Annotated in this window: 15 protein-coding genes; 10 read left to right on the top strand and 5 right to left on the bottom strand. The window is 57.2% G+C overall.

Annotated features, from left to right (window positions below; genetic code table 11):
* Window positions 1-137: 137 nt before the first annotated feature.
* Entirely contained in the window at window positions 138-1544 is a 1407-nt protein-coding gene (locus AU11_RS12235) for a rhomboid family intramembrane serine protease (RefSeq protein ID WP_043319638.1), read from the top strand.
* Window positions 1545-1693: 149 nt separating this feature from the next.
* Here the strand turns inward: AU11_RS12235 and AU11_RS12230 are convergent, their stop codons facing one another.
* On the bottom strand, window positions 1694-3124 hold the full coding sequence (locus AU11_RS12230) for a lipopolysaccharide assembly protein LapB (RefSeq protein WP_043319637.1): 1431 nt from the start codon (window positions 3122-3124) through the stop codon (window positions 1694-1696).
* A 169-nt stretch (window positions 3125-3293) separates the two neighbouring features.
* On the opposite strand from AU11_RS12230, the gene pepB reads away from it, so the two are divergent.
* The 3 genes from pepB (at window position 3294) to AU11_RS12215 (ending at window position 6860) form a co-directional block, all read left to right on the top strand.
* Window positions 3294-4583 carry an aminopeptidase PepB gene (pepB, locus tag AU11_RS12225; protein WP_043319636.1) on the top strand — a complete coding sequence of 430 codons (1290 nt, stop codon included), beginning with the start codon at window positions 3294-3296 and terminating at the stop codon, window positions 4581-4583.
* Between the two features lie 52 nt (window positions 4584-4635).
* The gene (locus AU11_RS12220; protein WP_043319635.1) at window positions 4636-4827 is read left to right on the top strand and encodes a hypothetical protein; all 192 of its coding nucleotides are present in this window, start codon (window positions 4636-4638) and stop codon (window positions 4825-4827) included.
* Window positions 4828-5168: 341 nt separating this feature from the next.
* A complete protein-coding gene (locus AU11_RS12215; RefSeq protein ID WP_043319633.1) occupies window positions 5169-6860 on the top strand; it encodes an enoyl-CoA hydratase-related protein in 1692 nt (563 codons plus the stop codon).
* A 78-nt stretch (window positions 6861-6938) separates the two neighbouring features.
* Here the strand turns inward: AU11_RS12215 and AU11_RS12210 are convergent, their stop codons facing one another.
* Entirely contained in the window at window positions 6939-8462 is a 1524-nt protein-coding gene (locus AU11_RS12210) for a UxaA family hydrolase (RefSeq protein ID WP_043319632.1), read from the bottom strand.
* A 452-nt stretch (window positions 8463-8914) separates the two neighbouring features.
* On the opposite strand from AU11_RS12210, the gene AU11_RS12205 reads away from it, so the two are divergent.
* The 6 genes from AU11_RS12205 to AU11_RS12180 all read left to right on the top strand — a co-directional run bounded on the left by AU11_RS12205 (window position 8915) and on the right by AU11_RS12180 (window position 18777).
* On the top strand, window positions 8915-9652 hold the full coding sequence (locus AU11_RS12205; RefSeq protein ID WP_043319631.1) for a FadR/GntR family transcriptional regulator: 738 nt from the start codon (window positions 8915-8917) through the stop codon (window positions 9650-9652).
* A gap of 262 nt (window positions 9653-9914) precedes the next feature.
* The gene (locus AU11_RS12200) at window positions 9915-11354 is read left to right on the top strand and encodes a glycoside hydrolase family 28 protein (protein ID WP_043319630.1); all 1440 of its coding nucleotides are present in this window, start codon (window positions 9915-9917) and stop codon (window positions 11352-11354) included.
* 249 nt (window positions 11355-11603) lie between these two features.
* Entirely contained in the window at window positions 11604-14246 is a 2643-nt protein-coding gene (locus tag AU11_RS12195; RefSeq protein ID WP_043319629.1) for a TonB-dependent receptor, read from the top strand.
* A gap of 194 nt (window positions 14247-14440) precedes the next feature.
* Window positions 14441-16945: a glycoside hydrolase family 88 protein gene (locus AU11_RS12190; RefSeq protein WP_197023832.1), complete on the top strand. Its 2505-nt coding sequence runs from the start codon at window positions 14441-14443 to the stop codon at window positions 16943-16945.
* 58 nt (window positions 16946-17003) lie between these two features.
* Entirely contained in the window at window positions 17004-17846 is an 843-nt protein-coding gene (gene kduI / locus AU11_RS12185) for a 5-dehydro-4-deoxy-D-glucuronate isomerase (RefSeq protein WP_043319628.1), read from the top strand.
* Window positions 17847-17985: 139 nt separating this feature from the next.
* Window positions 17986-18777: a gluconate 5-dehydrogenase gene (locus tag AU11_RS12180; protein ID WP_043319627.1), complete on the top strand. Its 792-nt coding sequence runs from the start codon at window positions 17986-17988 to the stop codon at window positions 18775-18777.
* Between the two features lie 151 nt (window positions 18778-18928).
* On the opposite strand, the gene AU11_RS12175 is transcribed toward AU11_RS12180, so the two are convergent.
* From AU11_RS12175 to AU11_RS12165, 3 genes are all read right to left on the bottom strand, one after another.
* The gene (locus AU11_RS12175; RefSeq protein ID WP_051687225.1) at window positions 18929-20419 is read right to left on the bottom strand and encodes a mannitol dehydrogenase family protein; all 1491 of its coding nucleotides are present in this window, start codon (window positions 20417-20419) and stop codon (window positions 18929-18931) included.
* Window positions 20420-20432: 13 nt separating this feature from the next.
* Entirely contained in the window at window positions 20433-21860 is a 1428-nt protein-coding gene (uxaC, locus tag AU11_RS12170; RefSeq protein WP_043319626.1) for a glucuronate isomerase, read from the bottom strand.
* Between the two features lie 434 nt (window positions 21861-22294).
* Window positions 22295-25195, bottom strand: a complete 2901-nt coding sequence (locus tag AU11_RS12165; RefSeq protein WP_043319625.1) for a TonB-dependent receptor — start codon at window positions 25193-25195, stop codon at window positions 22295-22297.
* Window positions 25196-25242: the final 47 nt, after the last annotated feature.

Raw genomic sequence — 25242 nt, 5'->3', positions numbered from 1 at the left:
TCCGCATGTGCCAGCGGCGTGAAATGCCGCATTGTGTCCAGTCGGGCAGAATCCGGGGCTGACCTTAGTTACCAGCCCCTGTATTCTGGTGCCTTCTGATAACAATGGCCCACTGCCCAACCCACACAGGCCCGCCCTTGCTGATTATCCCCATCCAGAACAAACCCGACTGGCGCCGGCCACCACTGGTGTGTTTTGCGCTGATCCTCGTCAATCTATTGGTGTTCGTGCTGTATCAGAGCGGCGACGAAGACCGCTGGCGGGTGGCGGAAGAGTTCTACTTCTCCAGCGAGCTGCCGGTGCTGGACGAGGGGCGCTTCTATGAATTTGTCGATTCGGAAAAACCCGAATGGCGTACCCAGGCGCAGGGTGCCGGCGAAGAGTTTATTTACCAGCAACTGCTGTGGAGCCGGGAGTTCCACAACTGGCTAGTGATCCGGCTTGAACAGGAGGGCGCACAAGAGTGGCTGGCACAGCGGCAGGAATTTGCCGCGCGGCGCGACAGCCTGTCCAGTTTTGCCTTTGGGTTGATACCCGCGGAGCCGACTCTCAAGGGGCTGATTGGCCACATGTTCCTGCACGGGGGCTGGGACCACCTGCTGGGGAATATGGTATTCCTGCTGTTGTTTGGCCTGTCGGTGGAGCTGGCGTTGGGTGCCGCCTGGTTTATCGGTCTCTATCTGCTGGGCGGCCTTGCCGCTGCCGGACTGCATATGGGGGTGGAAGCGGGCAGCATGATGCCGATGATCGGTGCCTCCGGCGCTGTCTCTGCGGTAATGGGGATGTTTGTGGCGGTCTATGGTATTCGCCGCCTGCGCTTCTTTTATACCCTCGGCTTTGCCTTTGGCGAATTTACCGCACCGGCGCTCATGGTATTGCCCCTCTGGTTGGGCAAGGAAGTGTTCGGGTATTTCTTCGGCAGTGAGAATATCGCCTATTGGGCACATTTCGGCGGTCTACTGGCGGGCTTCGCCTGCACCATGGCCCTGATCCGCGTGCGCCCCAGTCGCGAGATACATGTGGAAGAAGATCTGCCGCCGACACCAGAGCAGCTGGCGCTGGCGCGCATTGAATCCCTGCACAACAGCGGCAAACTACTGGAGGCGGGTCAGGCCGCCGCCAGCGCGGTGCGTCAGCACCCGCAGTCCCTGGCACTTATCCACAAATCCATTGAATTGACCGCGCTGGCGCCGGAGAGTGAAGCTCATCACCGCGCCTGGCTGGCGTTGTTTGCCCTGGCGAAAAATCCGGAGCAGGCATTTGCCCCTGTGGCGGAAGGGTTACAGCGCTACCTCGCCGATACCCGTGAGCCCCGTGCATTGAACTCTGGGGTTTGCCTGGTGCTGGCTCAGCGCGCAGCGGGGGATAAACAGTGGGAACTGGTGGAAGTACTGCTGCAGCGCCTGCAGCAAAAGCAGCAGCGCCACCCGCTGATGGCGCGCCTGGCCAATGGCCTGGTGGAGCATTACCGCCGTTGCGGCGATGAAGAGCGGGCGCGCAAGGCGCTGGATTTTGCGCGTACCTTACAGCCGGCGACGGTTTAGAGCTCTACCCTTTGATGCGAAGGCGCCGATGCCGGGTAAAGCCTCGCGAGACCTTCAAAAACAGGATGTTTTTGCAGAGCCCCCATGGATGGGTTCACGGCGTGTCTCGCGAGGCTTTACCCGGTAGCGGTGCCGCCACGAAGCCTCTTTTATGCTGGCTGCGCGCTCTCCGCGGCGAGAATCGCCTCCAGCTGTTTCACTTCCCCAAGCACCGCACTTTTTGGAAACTTGCCGCGCACAAACGCCAACAGCTTGCGGCTGTTGTCCGTGCGGTTGAATCCATCCATGTAGATCTTTGCCAGCAGCAGGTATGCGCTATCCAAGCGGGTGTAGTGGGGGTCTTCTTTGTGCAGGTTGTTAACCAGCGCCAGTGCCGGTTTGAAGTGACGCTGGCGGTAGAGTGCCTCGGCGATCTGGTGGCGCAACAGAGATTTATCAATGGCAGGAGCACCCTGGGATTGCAGCGTAGCCATATACAACTCGGCGGCCTTGTGGGGCTGGTTCAGGGTAACGAACCGCTCCAGCAGATGTGGCCCCAGCTCTCGCAATGCTTTCTTGTCATCGGTGGCCAGTAGCAGGCGATAGTAGCGTTCGTTCAGGGCAATATCATTGGGCTGCTGACGCAAAACCGTGACCAGAGTTTTGCGCGCTTCTTCATATCGCCCTTCGCGCAGGAAGATATTTGCATCTGCAAGTCCCTTGCGCCGGTCAAACTCCCGCTCCTCGAGATAGTCCTGGTCGTCCACCTGGGAGGTGACGCCCAGCTTCTTCTGCCGGGTGAGACAGATATACCCCATCATGGCACTGGTGACGATCGAGAAATAGCTGGTAGCAAATGCCAGCAGGGGCAGCAACATCCATACGGGCAGTGTGCCGGCAACAATTGGCAGCAGGAATCCTGGTGCGGCAGAGACCGCACTGGTAGAGAGCCATAGCAGCCAGTAGGGCCAGCCGATAATCAGGGTAAAGTGCAGCAGCTTGAGGGGATTTACCGCCGCCCGCAGACTGTGTTGCAGGGCCAGCACGATCATTGCCGCGGGGCCGAGCAGCGACAGCGCGATGGAGTACGCCTGTGTGGCGCCTGCACCGAAGGTGTTCATAACCAGTGCGCCTCCACCACCGGCAACCAGGATCATGCCGATTACCCGCGCAAACACTGCTGCACTACGCCCGTCCTGAGCGTCGCCGAATGTGGGGGCTTGCAAGTCGCCACTGGCCAGTTTTTCGATCACCAGCAGGTTGTAGCGGATCACCACCGCCAGCATGGCCACCAATACCAGTACAGAAAGCCAGCCAAGTCCACTGATGGCCAGCGCTGCCACGGCGCAAATAGCGGAAACCGTCAGCGGTCCGGAGGTGATGGCATAGCGGAAGTAGAAGGGCGCCATCTGCCAAAAGGGTTTGGCCTTGTTACTCGCGCCGACATTTTCCAGTCGGTTATTACACAGAACGCATTTGGGGGTGGACTGATAGTAGTTATCCACAGACCCGGGAATGCAGTCGCCGCAGTATTCCTTGCTGCAGCCCATGCAGTGCCAGACGGCATCGGCACTGGAGTGGTAGTGGCAGGCATCGGCCATAAGTCACATCCTTGTTGTTATTTTTTGCCTGTGAAGTTTATCGGCACTTTCCATGGCGGCGCAAACCGCCCTTGCAAGGCTGCTAGAATGACCCAATACAGTGTCACAGACACAGGCAGCCTTTAGGCTGCCCATCATTCTATTTCTCGAAATCAAGCAAGGTGTGAAGATGACAACGGCGATGCAGGTAAAGCTGGAAACAACTGCGGCGGCAGAGCACTGGGGGAAAAATGCACTGCTGAGCTTTGCGGAATCCGAAGCGCGTATTCATGCCACGGATGCAACCGGCGGTCTTCTGGTGGCAGTACAGCGCGCTGCGCGCCGTCTGGATGGTATGGGCATTACCGACATCACTCTTGCCGGTGACAGCTGGGACCTGGAGAGTCGCTGGGCATTCTGGGCGGGTTACTACAACCCTAACCGCAAGAGCACCCTGGATTGGGGGCTGGCAGAGGGCGAGGAGCGCAAGGAGTTGGACGCGCGCAAAGCGGCCGGCTTGTGGGTGCGTGAAATCACAAACGGATCTCCGGAAAATATCTTCCCCCGGGCACTGGCCGAAAGCGCTGCGGATATGTTGCAGAAACTTGCCCCGGACGCGGTGAGCTACCGCATCGTCGACGGTGACGCGCTGCTGGATGAAGGCTTTATGGGCATCTACAACGTGGGCCGTGGCAGTGTGCGTGGCGGCGCCATGCTGCAGCTTGACTACAACCCGACCGGCAATAGCGATGCAGAAGTGGATATCTGTCTGGTGGGCAAGGGCATTACCTTTGATTCCGGTGGCTACAGTATTAAGCCGTCCGCCGGTATGGCACACATGAAATCTGATATGGGCGGCGCTGCCATGGTGAGCGGCGGCCTGGCGCTGGCTATCGCCCGTGGATTACAAAAGCGCGTCAAGCTGTACCTGTGTTGTGCGGAGAACCTGATCTCCGGAACCGCTTTCAAACTGGGTGATGTGATCACCTACAGAAATGGTGTGACCGCGGAAATTCTGAATACCGATGCGGAAGGGCGCTTGGTGCTGGCGGACGGTCTGCTGGAAGCCAGTGACCAGAACCCGAAGTATATTCTCGACGCAGCAACCCTGACTGGTGCCGCGAAAATGGCAGTAGGGCGGGACTACAACTCGGTACTGAGCCTGGAAGATACCATGGCGGACAAGGTGCTGAGTGCAGCAAAAGCAGAAAATGAAAAAGCCTGGCGCCTGCCCCTGGAAAAATTTCATCTGGAGCAGATCCCTTCGGGGTTTGCAGAAATTGCCAACGTCGGGATGGATGGTACCCCGGGCGCATCCACTGCTGCTGCATTTCTCGCGAAATTCGTGCGTGATGAAGGGCGCGGCTGGGTGCATATGGATCTTTCCGGCTCCTACCTTCCCGGCGCCAACGATCAGTGGGCGCAAGGTGCCAAGGGGCACGGTTTCCGCACTATTGCCCGTTTCCTGCAGGACAGCTAACGCTGCCTGATTTTTTTACGGTTAAAGCCACCACGTTCAAGGAGTCCGCCGCATGGAAGAGTATCAGGTCATGATCCAGTCGCGAGAGTGGCTGGTTGGCTGGGGAACGCTGTCTCTGATTAATGCGGGGCTTGCCCAGGGAAAAAATCGCAGTGGGCTTTTCTGGTGGATAATCAGTTTGCTGTTCGGTCCACTGGCTACGTTGATTATTGTACTGCTGAGTAAAGCACCCGAACGTTCCTGACCCGCAATGGTGCCCGCAGGCATCCATTGCCGTCGCCACGGTGCATGGAAACCGAATAAAAATTCGATAGGTCGTTTTTACCGGTCATTCGTTCAATACCGTAAAAACCTGATAAAAAAGGCACGAGACTCGTGCCTTTTTTATTTCTACGACCAGGGGTTGATGCAAAATTGGCAGACTTAATGCAACAATTTAGTCGGACCTGGTTCTCACTGAAGGGAGATAATCTAAATCGCTTGCTGATTTCGGGATAATTTTTATTATTATCCTGTTGTCTCATCGTGTATTTAGCAAGCATGTGGGGACGTAAATAATAACAATCAATATACATGGAGGTATAAATGCGCGTACTGCTACTGTGCAGTGCTTTCAATGGTTTGAGTCAGCGCGTGCACCGCGAACTGTCTCGATCCGGGTGTGAACTGTTGGTGCAACTAGCTACCAGTGACACCGAGATGGAAGCAGCGGTCGAGCGCTTTCGCCCGAATTTGATCATCTGTCCGTTTTTAAAACATAAAATTCCCGATGCGATATGGCAGCAGCTGCCCTGTCTGGTGGTGCATCCCGGCATCGAAGGCGATCGCGGGCCTTCGTCGCTGGACTGGGCCATCCACCAGGAGCAGCCCCGCTGGGGTGTCACCCTGTTGCAGGCCAATGACACCATGGATGCCGGGGATATCTGGGGTACACAAAACTTTCCACTGCGTCCCGGCGCCTCTAAATCCAGCCTTTATCGCCGCGAAGTTACCACCACCGCTGTGGCATTGGTAAAGCAGGCGATCCAGTCTTTTATGGAAAATGATTTCGTGCCGCGCCCGCTGGATGAAGCCCGTGCGCCCGGTTGTCTGTTACCTACCATGACGCAGAAGGACCGCGCCATTGACTGGCAGCAGGACACCACCGCGGTAGTGCTGAAAAAACTGCGCGCCGCGGATAGCCTGCCCGGTATTCGGGAAGAAATCGGCGGGGTCACCGTTAACCTGTTCGGCGGCGTGGCCGCGCAGGAATTTACCGGCACACCGGGGGCGTATCTGGTCAGTGCCGGTGGCCGCATCTGTCGGGCAACGGTAGATGGTGCGGTGTGGCTTTCTCACGCCAAAGTCGCCGGTAGCTTCAAACTACCGGCGGCAGACGTGATTCCGCCATTGCTGGATTACCCGGTGGATGCGCTTCCGGAGGCACCGCCTGCGGTGCAGGATATCTGGGTCGAGTACACCGATAATGTGGCCTATCTATTCTGGTCCTTCCACGGCGGTGCCATGTCCACCGGGCAGTGCAAAGCATTGCTGACTCAATACCGCGAGCTGGCGGCTTCCGATGTGAAGGTGATTGTGCTTATGGGCGGGGATGAGTTCTGGAGCAATGGTATCCATCTCAATACCATTGAAGCGGCGGATGACCCGGCCGAGGAGTCCTGGGAAAACATTAACGCCATCGATGATTTTGTTGCAGAGGTGATCCATACCCAGGGCAAGATCACGGTTTCCGCGGTGCGCTCCAATGCCGGTGCTGGCGGGGCCATGATGGCGCTGGCGTCAGACCTGGTCATCGTGCGCGATGGGGTTGTGATCAACCCCCATTATCAGACCATGGGCCTATACGGTTCCGAGTACTGGACCTACCTGTTGCCGCGCCGGGTTGGTGGCGAGATGGCGAAGCGCTACACCACATCCTGTATGCCGGTGCTTGCCTCGGAGGCGCTGGAGGACGGTTATGCAGACCTGCTGTTTTCGGAAGATCCGCTGGCCTTTAACCGTAAGTTGCGAGATTACTGCACTGCTCTGGCCGCACCGGAAAGCGTCAGCCTGTTGTTGACGGAGAAACGGGAGCGTCGCGCCGAGGATGAGCGGATCAAGCCCCTGGCAGCCTATCGTCGTGAGGAGCTGGAGATTATGCGGCGCACTTTCTTTGATCCGCAGGCAGAATATCACCGCGCACGTAAAGCCTTTGTCTACAAGCAATGTCCCAAGTGCACGCCTGCCTATCTGCAGTCGGCGCTGGTGGATTTTCCACGGGAGCTGGAAACGGCCTGATTACTGCCGTTTGCCCATCGATGGCCACAAAAAAAACCGGCATCTGATGCCGGTTTTTTTGTGGCGGACTGGATGGCATCACACCACCGCGCCGATATGCCAGGGTGCAAATTCATTGTCGCCGTAGTCCAGCCTTTCACTGGCACTCTGCTCGCCGGAAGCGATTGCCAGAATATGTTGAAATATCATCTCGCCGCACTCGGCGACGGTGAACCGTTTATCCAGTATACCGCCGCAGTCGATATCCATATCTTCACGCATACGCTCAAACAGGTTCGAATTGCTCGCCAGTTTGATACTCGGCACCGGTTTGCCACCAAATGCCGAGCCGCGCCCGGTGGTGAAGCACACGATGTTCGCCCCACTCGCCACCTGCCCGGTGACGGATACCGGGTCGAACCCCGGGCTGTCCATAAACACCAGCCCTTTTTCGCGCACCTGCTCACCATACAGGTAAACGTCCTGTAGTGCGGTAGTGCCGCCTTTTGCCTGTGCGCCCAGTGATTTTTCGGCAATAGTCGTCAGGCCGCCCGCTTTATTGCCCGGGGATGGGTTATTGTTCAGTTCCACACCATTGATTGCGGTGTAATGCTCCCACCATTTAATCCGCTCCACCAGTTTTTGCGCGACGTGCGGAGAGCAGGCACGGCGAGTGAGCAAATGTTCCGCCCCATAAATCTCCGGGGTTTCTGAATAGATCACGGTGCCCCCCTGACGCACCAGAATATCTGCAGCAGCGCCGAGGCCGGCGTTGGCGGTAATTCCTGAGTAGGCATCACTGCCGCCACACTGAACCGCCAGGGTCAGTTCGGATGCCGGGATGACCTCGCGCTCGCAAGCATTGGCAGCCGGCAGCATTTCAGTCAGGCGCTCGATGCCAGACTCGATCGCCGCGCGAGTACCCCCCTGTTGCTGGATCGTCATCACCTGGAAGTTGTCGCCTTCCTGAAGACCGGTTTCCCGCATCAGGCTACCGATCTGCATGGCCTCGCAACCCAAGCCAACCAGTAGAACGCCGGCAAAATTCGGGTGTGCGATATAGCCGTGGAGGGTGCGCAATAAGGTCTGGTAGCCTTCGCCGGAAGTGGACATGCCGCAGCCACTGTCGTGGCCCAGAGCAACAATACCGTCCACATTGGGGAAATCACGCAGCTTGCTACTATCGCGAAAATGCGCGGCGATTGCCCGGGACACCGTCACCGAACAATTTACCGTGGAAACCACGGCGAGATAATTGCGGGTGCCGGCTTTGCCTGTGGGGCGCCGGTATCCCATAAATGTGGCGCGCAGCTCTGGCGCGACGTATTCCGTCGGCACATAGTCCCGGCAGAAGTCGTGCTCCACCTGATGGTCGCCCGCCTGCATATTGAATTCGTGCACATGGGTGCCGGGAGCAATGTCCTCCCGCGCAAAGCCGATAACTTGGCCGTACTTGATTACGGGCTGGCCCGCTGCAATCGGGCGCACGCAGACCTTGTGCATGGCGGGTACATCGGTCACCAGCGGCATCATACTGCCGTGCCAGTTGACCAGCGTGCCGGCGGGCAGAGGCGCCTTGCTGACGGCGACGTTATCGTCGGTATGTATATGAATGAGATCCATCTTGTCCTGACTCCGCTGAAAAGGACTTGCGGTCAGTTGTCGTTATGATTGGTTGCAATCTAACACTATATTGGTAAGGCCGCAATCGGAAGGGTAGACCAATTTGGTAAGACTGTGCTGGCTATTTCTGTATTGTGGTGGTTAAACCCCATCTGCTAGAATCCGTGCAATATTTCCGCAACTTATATATATGCACCGATTCGTTCGAAAGCCTTCGGTTCAAGGGGCTTGCGACCTGGTAAGGCGGGGCTGTTGGCGGGTCCGGATGGGTCAGGCAGGTTTGTCTGAATTCGGCTCAAACGGGATTACCATTTACGAGTAGCGGCTGGAGAGCGGCCGGTGGCACGCGACCGGAGAGCCACGGGCTGCGCCGGCGTTGCCCCGAGTTTTGTGCGCCCGGAACGCGAATCCAACAAGAACAGATGCAGCCAATAGTGCAGGAGAGAAGTTAGATGCAGGGTGCCAGACTTTATCAACAGGTGGCCGAAAAACTGGCCGCTGCCATTGCCGCCGGTGATTACCCGGCCGGTACCCGTCTGCCCGCGGAGCGCAAGCTGGCGGAGCGTTTTGAGGTCAGTCGCCCCACCGTCCGCGAGGCCATTATCGCCCTTGAGTTGGCGGGCTGCGTGGAGGTCAAAGGTGGATCCGGTGTGTATGTGACTGACACGGAAGCCAGTGCATTTTCTGCCGGAGAGAGCGATATCGGTGCGTTCGAGATCCTGCAGGCGCGGATGATGTTCGAAGGTGAGGCCGCGGGCTTGGCCGCACGCGAGATGACCGATGAGGAAGTGCAGCAGCTGGAGTCCATCCTGGAAGAAATGGTCGCGGAGAATGCGACTGAATCCAGTGCTGAAGTAGCGGATGAGAAGTTTCACCTGCACATTGCGCAGTGCACCCACAATGACGCTGTGGTTTCCGTGTGTGAGCATCTGTGGAAGTTGCGCAACAGTTCATCGGTTTCCGCCCGCATCCTGGAGAAAGTGCGTCAGGCTGGCTCCAAACCTCGTATTGAGGAGCACCGTCGAATTCTGGAAGCGATCAAGAGTCGCGACCCGGACGGCGCGCGCAATGCCATGCGCGATCACCTCCAGCGGGTTGTTCAGCAGTTGCTCGACGCCACCGAAGCTGAGGCACTGGAGCAGGCGCGCCGTGAAATGAGCGCGGCGCGACAGCGCTTTGCACTGCCTTAACGCTCTTCTCTCTCCGAAAAAGCCGGCTCAGTGCCGGCTTTTTTTTGCCTGAAGAATTGTCTTTGGCCCGGTTGCCCTGGGGTTCCCGCTGCTGAATACACGCGCATAGTGAACGCTGGCGTAACCAGCTGGTTGTTGCCCCGGAAAAATTGGTATGACAATATTGGGGCGATTTTCACACTGGTCTTGCCATTTTTGTGAGGCCCGACAGTGATGAACCCCGATTCTACATCTGCAAAACAATAACGCCCGGGAGGTATTTATGACCGGACTCAATCGTCGAGTCTTTCTGCAATCACTGGCCGCCGCCGCGGCGCTACCCGCCATACCCGGGCTTTTGCCTCAGGCGGTTGCCATGAGCCGGCCACCGCGAGCGGAGTATTCCGGTCCCTGGGCCCCAGTGCCGAAAATCCTGTCAGACATCAAATTGCCGGCAATCCCCGCGCGGGATTTCAATCTGCGGGAACTCGGTGCCAAGGGGGAGGGCGAGGATGCCAGCGAAATCTTTGCTGCCGCGGTGGAGGCGAGTCGTAAGGCGGGTGGTGGACGCATTGTGGTACCCGCGGGCAAATACCGCACCGGCCCCATCCACCTGGTTTCCAATACCGAACTGCACCTGCAGGAAGGGGCGGAAATCCATTTCATTCCCGAGCCCGAGCGCTATCTGCCTGCAGTAAAAACCCGCTGGGAGGGTATGGAGATGATGGGGTATTCCCCGCTGATCTACGCCCACAAGTGCCAAAACATTGCCCTGACCGGCAAGGGGCTGATCGACGGCGGTGCCGACTGCAACACCTGGTGGCCTTGGAAGGGCGAGAACACCAAGTGCGACAACAGCACCAACGAAGGCGATACCCAGCACGGTCCGCGGGATGCACTGATGAGAGATGTTGAGGCTGGCGTACCGGTGGCCGAGCGCATGTATGCCGAAGGTTCCTTCCTGCGTCCGCCTCTGGTGCAGTTCTACGAGTGCGACAGTGTGCTGATCGAGGGCGTCACCCTGGAGAACTCGCCTTTCTGGGTGATTCATCCGGTACTCTGCAACGGCCTTACCGTGCGCGGTGTAACCACGAGAAGCCATGGCCCCAACTCCGACGGCTGCGATCCGGAGTCCTGTCGCAATGTGCTGATCGAGGACTGTCTGTTTGATAACGGCGACGACTGTATCGCGATCAAGTCGGGTCGCAATGCGGATGGCCGTCGGGTCAATGTGCCGACCGAGAACGTGGTGGTGCGGAACTGTCAGATGCGCGATGGGCACGGCGGCCTGGTGCTGGGCAGCGAGATCTCCGGCGGTGTGCGCAATGTCTTCCTGGAGGACTGTGTGATGAGCAGCCCGCACCTGGAGCGCGGCCTGCGTATCAAGACCAACTCGGTGCGTGGCGGCGAGATCCATGACATCTACGTGCGCAACCTGACCATCGGAGAGGTCAAGGACGTTATCGTTATCAACTTCTATTACGAAGAGGGTGATAAAGGCGCCTTCGATCCCGCTGTCTACAACATTCAGGTGGAAAACCTGGTGTGCAAGGAAGCCAAGCGCGCCTTCCAGATTCGAGGCTTTAAGCGGGCGCCGATCCGCGATCTGCAAATTTCCAACAGCCGCATTGATCACGCCGATTCTCTTGGTGTGATCGAAGAGGTAACTGGCCTGACCGTGAACAATGTGGCGATTAATGGTCAGCCATTCCAGCCCGGCTAATTTGTCCCTCTGGCCCGTCCAGATCTTCCCTTATTAAGTCGTCCAGCGCGGCCCCTTCCGCGCTGGATCTGTCGAATATGGCGCGCTATTCTTCGTGTCGATTAAATATCGAGCGGAAACAAACATAAATTGGTCTGCCAAAAGTTGATAGTTGGTAATCCGTGTGAGACTATCGACCTGCATTGATAATAAGCGGTATTACCAAAAAAGGTTTTACCAAAATAACGACGATAAGCGGAGATGAGAGTCATGAAGACCTTCGAGCTGAAACCACTCACTCTTGCGATGGCCATGATCGCGGTACCGGCCTTTGCACAGGAAGCAAATACCTCTGGCGATGCAGCCCTGGAAGAGATCACGGTAACCGGTAGTTACCGTGCCAGCCTCGCGAAAGCCCTCGACCAGAAACGCGATGCCGTAGGCAGCAAAGACACCATTTTGGCGGAGGACATCGCCGATTTCCCTGACCTCAACCTGGCGGAATCCCTGCAACGTATTCCCGGCGTAGCCATTACCCGCGACGCGGGTGAAGGCCGTAACATCGCCGTTCGTGGTCTGGGTTCCCAGTTCACTCGTGTGCGCATCAACGGCTTGGAAGCGATTTCCACTACCGGCGGTGCCGATTCCTCCGGCGGCGCGAACCGCGATCGTACCTTTGACTTCAACACCTTTGCTTCCGAGCTGTTCTCCAATCTGACCGTTCACAAAACCATGGCGGCTGATCTCGACGAGGGTTCCCTGGGTGCAACCGTTGACCTGGGTACCGGCCGACCGCTGGACATGGCTGATGAATTTACTTTCGCGGCCAATATGCAGTACGGCTATAACAGCCAGTCACAGGAAGCGAATCCGCGTACCTCCTTCCTGGTAGGCGGCAAGAACGAAGCCGAGACGTTCGGCTGGATGGCTTCTTACTCCTATTCCGATCGCAATATTCTGGAGGAAGGTTTCTCCACAGTGCGCTGGACTGCCAGTGAAGAAATTGCCAATTGCTCTGCCTGTGCGGATGACAGTGAGCTGGCAGCACTGAACGAAGGTTTCTTCCCACGTATTCCGCGCTACGGCAAGTTTACCCACGAGCAGGAGCGCCAGGGCTTTACCGGTACTCTGCAGTTCCGTCCCACCGAAAGCACCGAAATTCTGGTTGATTATCTGACCTCTCGGTTCGACGCTACTCGTGAAGAAGAGTTTGTATCTGTTAGCTTGAAGGATGGCGGCAACTACCCGGAATACGATGTGACGGATTACACCATGGACAGTAATGGAACCATTACTTCCATGACGGTAGATAATTACGATCTACGTGTTGAGCATCGTTTCGATGAGTTGGAAACCAAATTCGACCAAGTATCAATCCGTGCATCTCACGAGTTTACCGATCGTCTGCGCGGTGATGTCCTTTGGGGTACATCCGAGTCCAACTACAGCAACCCGATGCAGACCACTGCCATCGTTGATGCAATCAATGTGCAGAACAGTTTTACCTACAACGCCACCACCTCCGGCGGTAGCATTGATTTTGCGGACTTTGATACTTCCGACCCGTCCAATTTTGACTTCGTTGAATTGCGTCATCGTCCAAACACTGTGGATAACAGCTTTGACACCGCGGCGTTCAATCTGGAGTTTGATCTGAACGACACCATGACGGTGAAAGGTGGCGTGTCTCAGAAAAGCTTTGAGTTCGATGTGGCTGAAATGCGCTCTGGTCCGAAGTTCAGCGGTATTTCCGCAACTGAACTCGCGGGTAGCACAACCAGTATGAAGGGTATCAGCTGGTTCTCCCCCGATGTGCATTCCACCCTGGCCACTTATGCTGACGAAGTTGCGACCGGTATGGCACCACGTGCGCAAGATATCCGCAACGTGAAAGAAGATAGCCTTGGCTACTTTGTGCAGCTGGATTGGAGCTCTGAAGTTGCGGGTCTGCCGCTGCGCGGAAATGTGGGTGTGCGTCAGGTAACTACTGAAGTGGAATCCGCAGGTCTCGCCGACATTGGTGGCAACCTGGTTGGCGTCACTGCCGAAAACGAGTATGACGATACCCTGCCATCTCTGAATCTGGCGCTGGACGTTCATGAAGACATGGTCGTGCGCTTCTCCGTGGCCGACGTCATGGCGCGACCGTCTCTGGGTACCCTGACTCCGGGCGGTAAGATTGACCAGTTTAACGGCAGCATCAGCTACGGTAACCCGAAACTGGATCCGTTCCGTGCCCGCGCTTATGACGTGTCTTACGAGTGGTACTTCTCTGATGAGGCGGTATTCGCAGCAGCCTATTTCTATAAGGATATCGATTCCTTCATTACCCGTCAGACCGACTCCGGTATTTCCTGGGCTGAAACTGGCCTGGACGCGTCTGCGCTTGCCGATGAAGGTAGTTATGACGAAACCAGTATCTGGGATGTTTCTCGTAACGTAAACGGTGAAGGTGGTGAGCTGAGCGGTATCGAGCTGCAGTATCAGCAAATGTTCTTCGACAACTACGGCCTTATCCTGAATTACACCTATGTAGATTCCGAGATGAATTACGGCACCAAAGAAGACCCGATGTACGACGTGTTGACCGGTATGTCCAAAAATACCTACAACGCCACTGTTTATTACGAAAACGAAGATTGGAGCGCACGTGTTTCCTACGCCAAGCGTAGCGACTACCTGACTCAATCTCCGGCGGCTGTGCGTAACGGTAACGACACCGAGTACACCGAAGGTACTGGCAACATCGACTTCGTAGCCAGCTACGACGTGAATGACAACTGGAAGCTGAGCTTCGAAGGTATCAACCTGACCAACGAAGCCAACCGTCAGATGATCGACAGCTCCGGTCGTATCGTGGTTGACCACACTACCGGTCGTCAGTACTACGTAGGTGCTCAGTACAAGTTCTAATCCGAACTTTTAATTAAAAAGTAACGATTAAGAGCTCGATGCAGTACTGAATAGAGCGGCCGGGTGCAGGGATTCTGCCGGTGGAAATACCGGTGTTTAGAATTCGAAGTCGCACCCGGCCGTTTTTCGATTTACCGCCGTTCTTTTTTCGAATGGCAAACAACAGAATAAAACCCGAATTTGTGGAGATGTCTGTGAAACTGTTTGATCCGTCCCAAAGCAAGCGGGGTCTGAATGCCCTTGCGTTCGCGCTCACCGCGGCGACCCTGACTGCCTGTGGCGAAAAGGCCGCGCAGTTCCCGGAAGAGGCTGCGGCTCCGGCTGCAGAAAAGCCCAGCGCTATCGCCAATCTGGAACTTTCCAACCCGTCAGATTTCCCGCGCCTGGACGAAGCGGTTTATCTCAGCTTCTACGAACTCGGACTTGAAGCCGGTTTTACCTCTCCGATTGCGGTGTGGAATCAGGCTGAACGGATTCCCGTGCAGACCATCGACAAAGATGCCGATGGCAGCAAAGACGGCATCCTCTTCACTGTAGATGTTGCCGTCGATGAAACTCTGAAACTGCGTATCGCCGAAGCCGATGCGCCGGCAGAAGGCGAGAAACGCACCCAGGCCGAAATTTCCCACAAGGTGGGTGGAGAGTGGGTTGAGCGTGAATATAAAGGCGGCAGCTTCCAGAACGTAAGCTCCCTCGATGTGCCTGAAGAGCACACCGACCATTCCTACTTTATCCGCTACGAAGGTCCCGGTATTGAATCCGACCTGGTGGGTTACCGCGTGTACCTCGACTGGCGCAATGGCTTTGATATTTTCGGCAAGAAAGTGCGGACCCCGGTACTGCAGGGCGTAGGCCAGGACGGTTTTGACTCCTACCATGAACCGGCCGACTGGGGCATGGACGTGCTGAAAGTGGGCAGCTCCGTGGGCGTCGGCGGCTACGGCTACTGGGACGGCGAAAAAGTGATTCGCGTGAGTGACGTACAGGACTGGCAAGTAGACATCGCCGAAAACGGCGAGCTCTACTCCTCGTTTAAAGTGCAGTACAAAGGCTGGAAACCCACCGCCGACCAGCAGACAGACCTGACCGCCGTACTGTCCATGCACGCCGGCAGTCGTCTGGTGGAAGTGAATGCAAAAACCAGTGAAGAACTGGACAACCTTGTGGCGGGTATCGTAAACCACGAAGGGACCGAATTGATTTTAGGTGATACCGATATTACCGGCCACGCCTACACCTATATCGGAACCTACGGCCCCCAGAGCCTCGACGGCGCCAACCTCGGTATGGCAGTGATCGCCAAGAACAAGTTGATCAAGGAAACCACCACCGACGCGCACAACCAGGTGGCGATTCTGAAACCGGCAGGCAATGAGGTGCAGTACTACTTCCTCGCCGCCTGGGCCAACGAAGCAGAAAGCAGGCACGGCCCCATCACCACCAAGGCCGAGTTTGAAACTTACCTGAAGCAGGAAGCGGAAAAACTCACCATGCCGCTGCGTCAGCGCCTGACCACTGCGGCGAGCGTTGCCGAAACCGACAAGCCCCTGACCGCCGAAGTGGCCCTGGAATGGAGCAAAAAGCTGGCGGACTCCGAACTTGAGCGCAAAACCCTGGACTACCGCTTCGGTGGCTTCGACCACATCCGCAAGCGCCCGTCCTACTTCGAGTACACCACCGGTATGGTGATGCAGGCCTATGATGAGTTGAACCAGGTCGCGCCGGAAGCCCGCTACGCGGACGCCGTGGAAACCGTGATGGGTTCCTTCGTCAACGAAGATGGCAGCATCAACGGCTACGTACAGGAAAAATACAATATCGACAGCATCCGCGCCGGCACCATGCTGCTGCGCATGTACGAGCGCAACCAGAATCCTGCCTACAAAAAAGCCGTCGATACCCTGTTTGAGCAACTGGAGCACCACCCACGCACCAGCGCCGGTGCCTTCTGGCACAAGAAAATCTACCCGCATCAGGTTTGGCTGGATGGCGTCTACATGGGCATTCCGTTCCTGGCCCAGTATGAGCAGCTGATGCACGAAGAGCCCAACGTGGAAGAGGTGCTGGCTGAGTTCAAACTGGTTAACGAAATCCTGAAAGACCCGGAAACCGGTCTGTTCTATCACGCGTGGGATGAAAAGCGTCAGCAGGTATGGGCTGATAAGGAAACCGGACTTTCAGGCTACCACTGGGCTCGGGGTATGGGCTGGCTGGCCATGGCGCTGGTGGACGTGCTGGACTTTATCCCTGAGGAGAACACCGAAGAGCGCCAGTACCTGCTGAATATGATTGCTGAGATTGCACCGGTGATCGAAAAATACCAGGACGAGGAAACCGGTACCTGGTGGCAGATCATCGACATGCCGGGCAAGCGTGGGAACTACCTGGAATCCACCGCCAGCACCATGTTCACCTACTTCTACGCCAAGGCGCTGAACCAGGGTTACTTGCCGAAAGACAAGTACCTGGCCACGGCGAAAAAAGCCTACCAGGGGCTGCTGGATGAGTTTGTACAGGTACACGCCGACGGCACCATCAGCATCACCGATATGTGCCAGGTGGCGGGCCTCGGTTTTGGTCGCGACGGCAGCTACGAATACTACATGAGCGAGCCGATTTACGACGACGACCCCAAAGGCACCGCGCCGTTTATCACCTCCGGCGTCGAGATGTACAAGCTGCTGAAGTCAGATTCTTAAGTCTTAAAAGTTACTATTTGAAACCAAACGTTGTTAAAAAGAGTTCCGGGAAAGTTTCATGACCACCGTATTTGATGAGCGCTACGCCAGTCACCCCAGTGACTATGTGAACTACGATACCGACCGCCTGCGTAAAGAGTTTCTGGTACCGAAACTTTTCGAGGCGGATACCGTGCGCCTTACCTACACCCATGTAGATCGCATGATCGTTGGCGGCATCATGCCGGTGGAGAAAACCGTACAACTGGAAACCGTCGAGGAGCTGCGCTCCGAGTATTTCCTCGAGCGCCGCGAGATCGGATTCATCAATATTGGTGGCGCCGGCACTGTGGAAGTCGATGGCACGGTACACGAGATCGGTCACAAGGAAGCTCTCTACGTGGGGCGTGGTTCCGTCGAAGTGAAACTGAATAGTGCGGACAAATCCAATCCGGCCAAGTTCTACCTGAACTCCGCGCCGGCACACCGTGCCTATCCAACGGTAAAAATAAGCAAAGCCGACGCGAACGTCATGGAGCGGGGCGCCAGTGAAACCTGCAACCAGCGGGTGATCAACCAGCTGCTGGTACACGGTGTCATCGAGACCTGCCAATTGCAGATGGGTATGACCGAGCTGGCGCCGGGCAGTGTCTGGAATACCATGCCGGCCCATACCCACAGTCGGCGCATGGAAGCCTACATGTATTTCAATGTTCCGGAAGGTCAGGCGGTATGTCATTTCATGGGCCCGCCCCAGCAGACCCGTACCATCTGGATGCACAACGAGCAGGCGGTGATCTCTCCCACCTGGTCACTGCACTCCGGCGTAGGTACCGCCAATTACACCTTTATCTGGGGTATGGCGGGTGAAAACCTGGATTACGACGATATGGATTTTGTGCAGCCCCACGAGTTGCGTTGATCCTTTTCCCACTTGGATCCCGGATCAAGTCCTGGATGACGAAGAATTATTTTCGGCGTCATACCGGCGAAGGCCGGTATCCAGAAGTCCGTAGGGTAGATAAGCGCAGCGCATCTACCAAAAGAATTGGAGTTAAAGAATGTCCAAGTCACTGTTTGACTTAACCGGAAAACTCGCCCTGGTAACCGGCGCTACCCACGGCCTCGGCATGGCCATGGCGGAAGGCCTCGGCAACGCCGGTGCCAAGCTGGTGATCACCGGTCACTCCTCCCAGGAGAAACTCGATGGCGCCGTCGCGCAACTGCGTGAAAAAGGCTACGACGCCCACGGCTACCTGTTCAACGTCACCAACGAAGACGAAGTGAACGAAATGGTGCCAGTGATCGAACAGGAGCAGGGCCCGATTCATGTGCTGGTCAACAACGCCGGTATTATCCGCCGCGTACCGCTGTTGGAAATGGAACTGTCCGAATGGAACAAGGTTCTGGAAACCAACCTGACCGGTGTGATGGTGATGAGCCGCCCGGTGGTGCGCCGTATGATCGAGCGCGGCGCGGGCAAGATCATCAATATTTGCTCCATGATGAGTGAACTGGGTCGCGATAGCGTTTCCGCTTACGCAGCCTCCAAGGGCGGCCTGAAAATGCTGACCCAGAATATGGCCACCGAGTGGGCACGCCACAATATCCAGGTGAACGGTATTGGCCCCGGCTACTTCGCCACCAGCCAGACCGCTCCGATCCGTGTCGACGGCCACCCGTTTAACGATTTTATTATCGGCCGTACCCCGGCCGGCCGCTGGGGCAACCCGGAAGACCTGCAGGGTGCGGCGGTGTTCCTGTCCAGTGACGCGAGCAATTTCGTCAACGGTCAGGTGGTTTACGTGGATGGGGGTATTCTGGCAACAATAGGTAAACCGTCGAACGAGTGATGGTTTTTTATTTCGGATGGCATAAAAAATCCCGCAGCCCAGGCTGCGGGATTAAAGGCGACAAACTTTTTGATTCCTGAAGGAAAGGCCGGCATGGCTTTAGTCGAATCGAAAACCGCCACCGGCAGATAGATCACAAAAACTTACAGTCTTACAGGCTCGCGAACGCTTCTTCCACACAGGCCAGTGTGCCCTGTGCATCCAGTTTGTTCAGCCAATTCACCACTGCCTCCTGCAGGGTTGCACTCTGTTTCAGATCGTCACCGAACACCGGGGTAAATGCGAGGAAGTTCGCGGCCAGTGCTTCATTTCCTTGCGGCTTGTACTGATCGCAGATTGCTTTCAGTTCCGCCGCCAGCGGGTCGGAAACCTCAATGGCATTGCCTTTCTCGTCCACCGCGGATACGTAACGGATCCAGTTGGCCAGCGCAAAGCTCAGCACCTCGATGGGGCCGTTGTTCGCCAGTTGGTGGCGCAGGGTGCCGAGCCAGCGCTGCGGAATCTTCTGCGAACCGTCCATGGCGATCTGCCAGGTGCGGTGACGAAGGGCGCGGTTCTCGAAGCGCTCGATCAGTTGTGCCTGGTAAGCGGCAATATCAAACTCGGCGGGTACGCCGATAGAGGTAGTGGCTTCGGACTGCATAAAGTGCAGCACCAGCTTGTTGAAGGCCGGCACCGCCATCACATCCGCTACCGTCTCGCAGCCCGCCAGATAGCCGCTGTAGGCCAGCAGGGAGTGACTGCCATTCAGCAGACGCAGCTTGATCAGCTCGTAGACTTCCACATCGTCCACAAAGGTCGCGCCGGCCTTGTCCCACGCCGGGCGGCCGCGCAGGAAATTGTCTTCCACCACCCACTGCGCAAAAGGCTCCGCCATCACCGCCGCCTCGTCGCGACAGCCGATCAGCGCTTCCAGCTCTGCGCGATCCACGTCGGTCGTGGCCGGCACGATGCGGTCCACCATGGTGGAGGGGGTGGTGGTGTTTTCCGCAATCCACACCGCCAGTTCGCTGTCGACTTTCTCCGCGAACTGTCCCAGCACATTGCCCAGCAGCTTGCCGTTGGACGGCAGGTTGTCGCAGGTCAGCACGGTAAAGCCCGGCAGACCGCGCTCCTTGCGCAGGGCTAGGGCACCGACGATGTAACCCAGCGCAGACTTGGGAGCCTGCGGGTTGGCCAGATCGTGAATCACGTCCGGGTGCTGCGGGTTCAGGTCGCCGCTCGCCGGATCGTGGCAGTAGCCTTTCTCGGTGATGGTCAGGGAAACGATGCGCACGCTTTTCTGGGCCAGTAATTCCATCAGTTGCTGCGGGCTTTCCGGGCCCACCAGCACATCGCTCACCGCGCCTACGATCTGCACCTTGGTGCCCGCGTTGGATTTTTCCACCACGGAATAAAGGCCGTTCTGCGGCACCAGCTGATCGCGTACACCGGCAGAGCGCAGGCTCGCGCCCACAATGCCCCAGTCCTTTTCACCGGCGGTAATGCGGTTTTCCGTAAACCACGCCTGGTGCGCGCGGTGGAAAGCACCGATGCCCAGGTGCACGATGCCGGTAGTGACTTCGTTGCGGTCGTAAGCCGGCTTGATCACCTCGGCGGGGAGGTTTTCCAGAATATTGTTGTTGAGTCTTTCTTGGCTCATTTCTTTCTACCTATCAAAGCTTGTACGCTTTCTTCGCCAGGTTGTAGGCGAGGTCTGCAGCCAGTTCGAAGGCTTCGTCTTCCTGCAGGCGGTGGTCGCTGACCAGTTGCGCCAGCCATACACAATCCATGCGGCGCGCCACATCGTGACGGGCAGGGATGGACAGGAACGCGCGGGTGTCATCGTTAAAGCCCACGGTATTGTAGAAACCGGCAGTCTCGGTCACCTGCTCGCGGAAGCGTCGCATACCTTCAGGGCTATCGTGGAACCACCAGCTCGGGCCCAGTTTCAGCGCCGGGTAGTGGCCCGCCAGCGGTGCCAGTTCGCGGCTGTAGCTGGTCTCGTCCAGGGTGAACAGAATAATGCTCAGCTCCGGCTCGTTGCCCACCGCTTCCAGCAGCGGCTGCAGCGCGTGCACGTAATCGGTCTGGGAAGGAATATCGCAGCCCTTGTCGCGACCGAAGCGCTCGAACACCACCTTGTTGTGGTTGCGGAAAGAGCCCGGGTGGATCTGCATGACCAGACCGTCCTCGATGCTCATGCGCGCCATCTCGGTCAGCATTTGGCCACGGAACAGTTCGGCATCCTCTGCGCTACAGTTACCCGCACTCACCTCTCTACAAACGCGCAGGAACAGCGCCTCGGCTTCCGCCGCAGACAGGTTCGCGGTGGTCGCGGTGGGGTGACCGTGGTCGGTGGAGGTCGCGCCCATCTGCTTGAAAAACTCGCGACGGTTGCGCAGTGCCGCCAAGTAACCGGACCAGGTGGAAGTGTCTTCACCGGTGATCTCGGCCAGCTGCGCCAGGTTATCGGTAAAGCCCTCGAAGTCCGGATCCAGCACCGGGTCCGGGCGGAAGGCGGTGATCACACGGCCTTTCCAGCTGCTGTCCAGAATCTTCCGGTGGTGACGCAGATCGTCCAGCGGGGATTCGGTGGTCGCAATCACTTCGATATTGAAACGCTCGAACAGCGCGCGCGGCAGGAACTCCGGCTTTTTCAGTTCGCTGTCGATACGCTCGTAGTACAGCTCGGCAGTCTCACTGTTCAGCTGAACGTCCAGCCCGAACACATCGTGGAAAACCGTATCCAGCCAGGTGCGCGATGGAGTGCCTCGGAACAGGTGGTAGTTGTCCGCCAGCAGTTGCCAGATCTTGCGTGGATCCTGTTCGACTGGGGTGCCGTCCTGGGTGCGGATGCCCAGGCTCTCCAGGGGGATGCCCTGGGAATAGAGCATGCGGAACACATAGTGATCCGGACGGATCAGCAGGTCCGCCGGGTTGCCGAAGGGCTGGTTCTCGGCGAACCAGGACGGATCGGTGTGACCGTGCGGGCTGATGATCGGCAGGTCTTTCACGCTCTGGTAAAGATTGCGCGCGATATCCCGGCTTACTTGGTCGGCCGGAAACAGACGGTCGGGGTGCAGAATCAGAGGGCGTGTCATGTGGATGCTTCCAGATTTCGGGTTTGCCATTGGGAACCGGCGGCTCGCACTTCGCGCATTGATGGCGGTCGTCGGAGGCCGAATCCATTTATTGTTGTGTGGTTGTACCAGCGCCGGGAATTCATTTGGGCCAGATAGGAACCTAAATAGAGCCACAAAAAGAAAAGAGCCCGGCTCACCGCCCAGCAAGGGGCTGCGGCGGGAGCGGGCGGCATGCGCAAAATAAAGGCCAAGGGGTCCAAACCAGCCCCCTCATGCCCGGTGCGCCAGGCGATGGAGAAAACCTCGATGCTCACTAGATCTCGATATTGCGAGTCTGGGCTGAGCAGCGATTGCTGCCATACTGGCAAAATTGGCTTTACCAGTCAATATGTTTGGTAAGGCATTGCAGTTGCAGACTGCCTGAGTATGGGAGCGACTTGCGCGTTACACGTTTACATTCTGTACTGAACACCGAAGAAGTAGCGGGTTCCGCTAAACTCCACGCGGCTGTAGCCACCTTCGGCAACGCGGTACTCGGTATAGGGTTCATTGGTGAGGTTGATGGCCTGGAGTTTCAGCTGCAGGTTCTCGTTCAGACGGTAAGACAGTGACAGGTCGAGCGAGCTGGTATCGTCCACAAACCGGTTTGTCTGACCGAAATCACTGCCGAAGGGTTTCAGGTAGTCTGAGCGGTACTTGTACGACAGTCGGCTGGCGATACCGTAGTTTTCCCAGAAGACTTCTGCGTTGTAGCTTTTTTTGGAGAAGCCCGGCAGATTCGCCGCAGCGATGGTGACGTCTTCGGTGATGTCTGAGCCGTTTTCGAAATAATCGAAGTCGGTGTCGGCAATGTTCAGGCCGGCCATCACACCCAGGCCGTCGAGGGGCTCGGGCAGATTGCTGAACGCGTGTTGCGCGGTGAGCTCCACGCCGGTAATGGTGGAGGACTCATCGCTGTTCTGGATCAGCCCGTCGATATTCATCGCCAGCATCTCGCCGTTGATGTCGAAGGACTCCTGAACTTCCTCAGCGTCGGCGACTTCCAGTCCGGCCTTGAAGGTCTTGTGATAGTACGCTGCGGATACCATGGACTCGTCCGCGGGATACCAGGCCAGAGAAATGTCGAAATTGCGTGACTCGATCGCTTCCAGATTGGGGTTGCCTAGTGCGGTAACCGATCCGCTTTCAATGGCGGACTCGACACTGTCAAACTCTTCTTCGCCATCCCCCAGGTCCAGATCGCGACCGGCACCCATCCACCACATGTCTGGCCGTGAAATCGCACTGTAGGCGGCAGCGCGCAGCTGCAGGGTTTCACTCAGCCCGAGGTTGACGTTTACGCTGGGCAGAATGTTCAGATAGCGATTGGTGTAGACCTCACGGGTCAGAGAGTCCGGAATTTCGGTAATTAAAATACTATCGTCAGAAAGGTCACCCGGTGTGCCGGCATCGTTGTTGTTAACCGCATAACTCTGGCGGTATCCGACCGATTCAATCTCTGTCTGTACCGCGCGCAGGCCGACATTACCGGACAGGTACAGGTTGCCAAGTTCGGTGTAGTAATTGAGTTTCACGAAGGCGGACTGCACCTGTTCGGTCAGGTTGACGTCCCCGGCACTGGGCGCCTCCGGTGACAGTGCCCAATCCTCATCGCCCATCATCAGGTCGAACGCGCACAGCGTATCGTAGGTGGCCCACTCGCCGAAGCTGCTGCCGGCATCACTGCCAAAATTCTGCTGGGGGTAATCGGTGGCGCACTCCTGGGCAATGGTGGAGATATCGGCATTCGCCGTATCGGTGAATTCAGTGCGGTCTTCACCGTAGTTGTTGTGGTCGTGGGAAGACAGACGCACCCCGGCCTCGACGGACTGAATCACATCACCTTCCAGCTCGAATACGCCGCTGAATGCCACCGCGGCGATCTCGTCCTTGAGTTCCATCTCACCATAGCGCGCGCGCTGGTTCGCGCTGTAAAAGCCGTAGTCGTTGAGTGTATCGGCCGTTAGCGCGGTTTCCACGGGATTGTCCGGGTCCTGATAAATATCCACGCTGGCCCAGCTGTCACCGCCGGTGCCACGGGTATCGAAGTCGTACCAGACGCGGTCGGAGCGGAAGCGGGTCTGCCAGGTTTCCTGATAGCGTGTAGTACCGGAGTAGGAGAGGTCCGCATTCAGTGTCAGGCGGTCACTGGCGGCCCACTCGAAATTGAGACCACCGCCGGCATAGTCCTCGTCGCGCTCGCGGAACTCGCCGTAGGTGCTGACCCGCGATTCGCCGGTATAAGACGTGAGCGCATGGGCATCGTTGGTGGTCCAGTTGCTGATGCGACGTCTGCCGTCATCAAAGTAGAGGTCGTGGCGGTCTTCGTAATAGAAACGATTGGACCACTGCGCATCGGCGGTGATGTTCCAGTCGTCATTCGGTTGCCACTGAAGCGTCGTCATGACCGCATCGCGTGTCTCTTCGGACTCCATCTGCCGGAAATAAAACGCGTTGGGAATGAAGTAATAGTCGCCATCCGCCGCGGCGCCACCGTTTGCCGCCGCATTGTCGTCACTCCAGGAGCAGTTGCTGCCACCGTCGACAGATTGGTCCGAGTTGCAGTTTCTTAGGGTGGAGCTGGTGTTGAAACTCTCTTCCGGGGTGGAAGAGTCGTGCCCGGCGTAACCGATGGCAAAACCTACGGTACCAATATCGGTGTCGAACACATCGGTATAGGAGATGGAGTTGCGGTAGCCCAGGCCGTTGTCACCGTTGAGCTTGGCATCGTAATCGTTGTAGTTGCCTTTTACTTCCGCCTGGAAGCGGCGTTTTCCGTAGTCAATCGGGCGAATACTCTGCAGGTCGATCAGCCCGGCGACGCCGCCTTCCAGCAGGTCGGCGGACTGGGATTTGTACACCATGGCGCCGTTGACCAGTTCCGAGGGGAACTGGGAGAAGGCGACTGAGCGGTTGCCACTGCCGGAAGAAATTTCACGGCCGTTATAGGTGGAGTAGCCAAGAAATGGTCCCAGGCCGCGCACGGAAATCTCACTGGCGTTGCCTTTGAAGCGGTCACCGGTCACACCCACGATACGCTCCAGGGTTTCCGCTACGGAGAGGTCGGGGAGGCTACCCATTTCTGCCGCGGAAATGACATCGACGATGGTCTCGGCATCTCGTTTGATATCAATGGAGTTGCGCAGTGTGTCGCGGATACTTCCGGTTACTACGATTTCCTCTAGCGCGCTCTGTTCGCTGTTTTCCTGTGCTTGTGCGGCGGAGGTCTGCAAGGCGACGGATGCGATGGTCAGTGCCAGCAGGCTCTTGGAAAACCCCGGGCGCGACTTGGGCTGTGTAGGCTGATTGCTCATCTTTGCTCCTGATTCTTATTTTCTCTCTCGACGCTTGATCCACGCTC

This window comes from Microbulbifer sp. HZ11 (assembly GCF_000708675.1).
Classification (GTDB): domain Bacteria; phylum Pseudomonadota; class Gammaproteobacteria; order Pseudomonadales; family Cellvibrionaceae; genus Microbulbifer.
Note: the sequence above shows the minus strand (reverse complement) of the source record. Positions and strands in the feature narration are given on the sequence as shown.

Coding starts and splice junctions, on each gene's coding strand:
- kduI (WP_043319628.1), top strand. CDS start 17,004: ATGACCACCGTATTTGATGAGCGCTACGCCAGTCACCCCAGTGACTAT.
- AU11_RS12210 (WP_043319632.1), bottom strand. CDS start 8,462: ATGGATCTCATTCATATACATACCGACGATAACGTCGCCGTCAGCAAG.
- AU11_RS12200 (WP_043319630.1), top strand. CDS start 9,915: ATGACCGGACTCAATCGTCGAGTCTTTCTGCAATCACTGGCCGCCGCC.
- uxaC (WP_043319626.1), bottom strand. CDS start 21,860: ATGACACGCCCTCTGATTCTGCACCCCGACCGTCTGTTTCCGGCCGAC.
- AU11_RS12175 (WP_051687225.1), bottom strand. CDS start 20,419: ATGAGCCAAGAAAGACTCAACAACAATATTCTGGAAAACCTCCCCGCC.
- pepB (WP_043319636.1), top strand. CDS start 3,294: ATGACAACGGCGATGCAGGTAAAGCTGGAAACAACTGCGGCGGCAGAG.
- AU11_RS12215 (WP_043319633.1), top strand. CDS start 5,169: ATGCGCGTACTGCTACTGTGCAGTGCTTTCAATGGTTTGAGTCAGCGC.
- AU11_RS12180 (WP_043319627.1), top strand. CDS start 17,986: ATGTCCAAGTCACTGTTTGACTTAACCGGAAAACTCGCCCTGGTAACC.
- AU11_RS12230 (WP_043319637.1), bottom strand. CDS start 3,124: ATGGCCGATGCCTGCCACTACCACTCCAGTGCCGATGCCGTCTGGCAC.
- AU11_RS12220 (WP_043319635.1), top strand. CDS start 4,636: ATGGAAGAGTATCAGGTCATGATCCAGTCGCGAGAGTGGCTGGTTGGC.
- AU11_RS12165 (WP_043319625.1), bottom strand. CDS start 25,195: ATGAGCAATCAGCCTACACAGCCCAAGTCGCGCCCGGGGTTTTCCAAG.
- AU11_RS12205 (WP_043319631.1), top strand. CDS start 8,915: ATGCAGGGTGCCAGACTTTATCAACAGGTGGCCGAAAAACTGGCCGCT.
- AU11_RS12195 (WP_043319629.1), top strand. CDS start 11,604: ATGAAGACCTTCGAGCTGAAACCACTCACTCTTGCGATGGCCATGATC.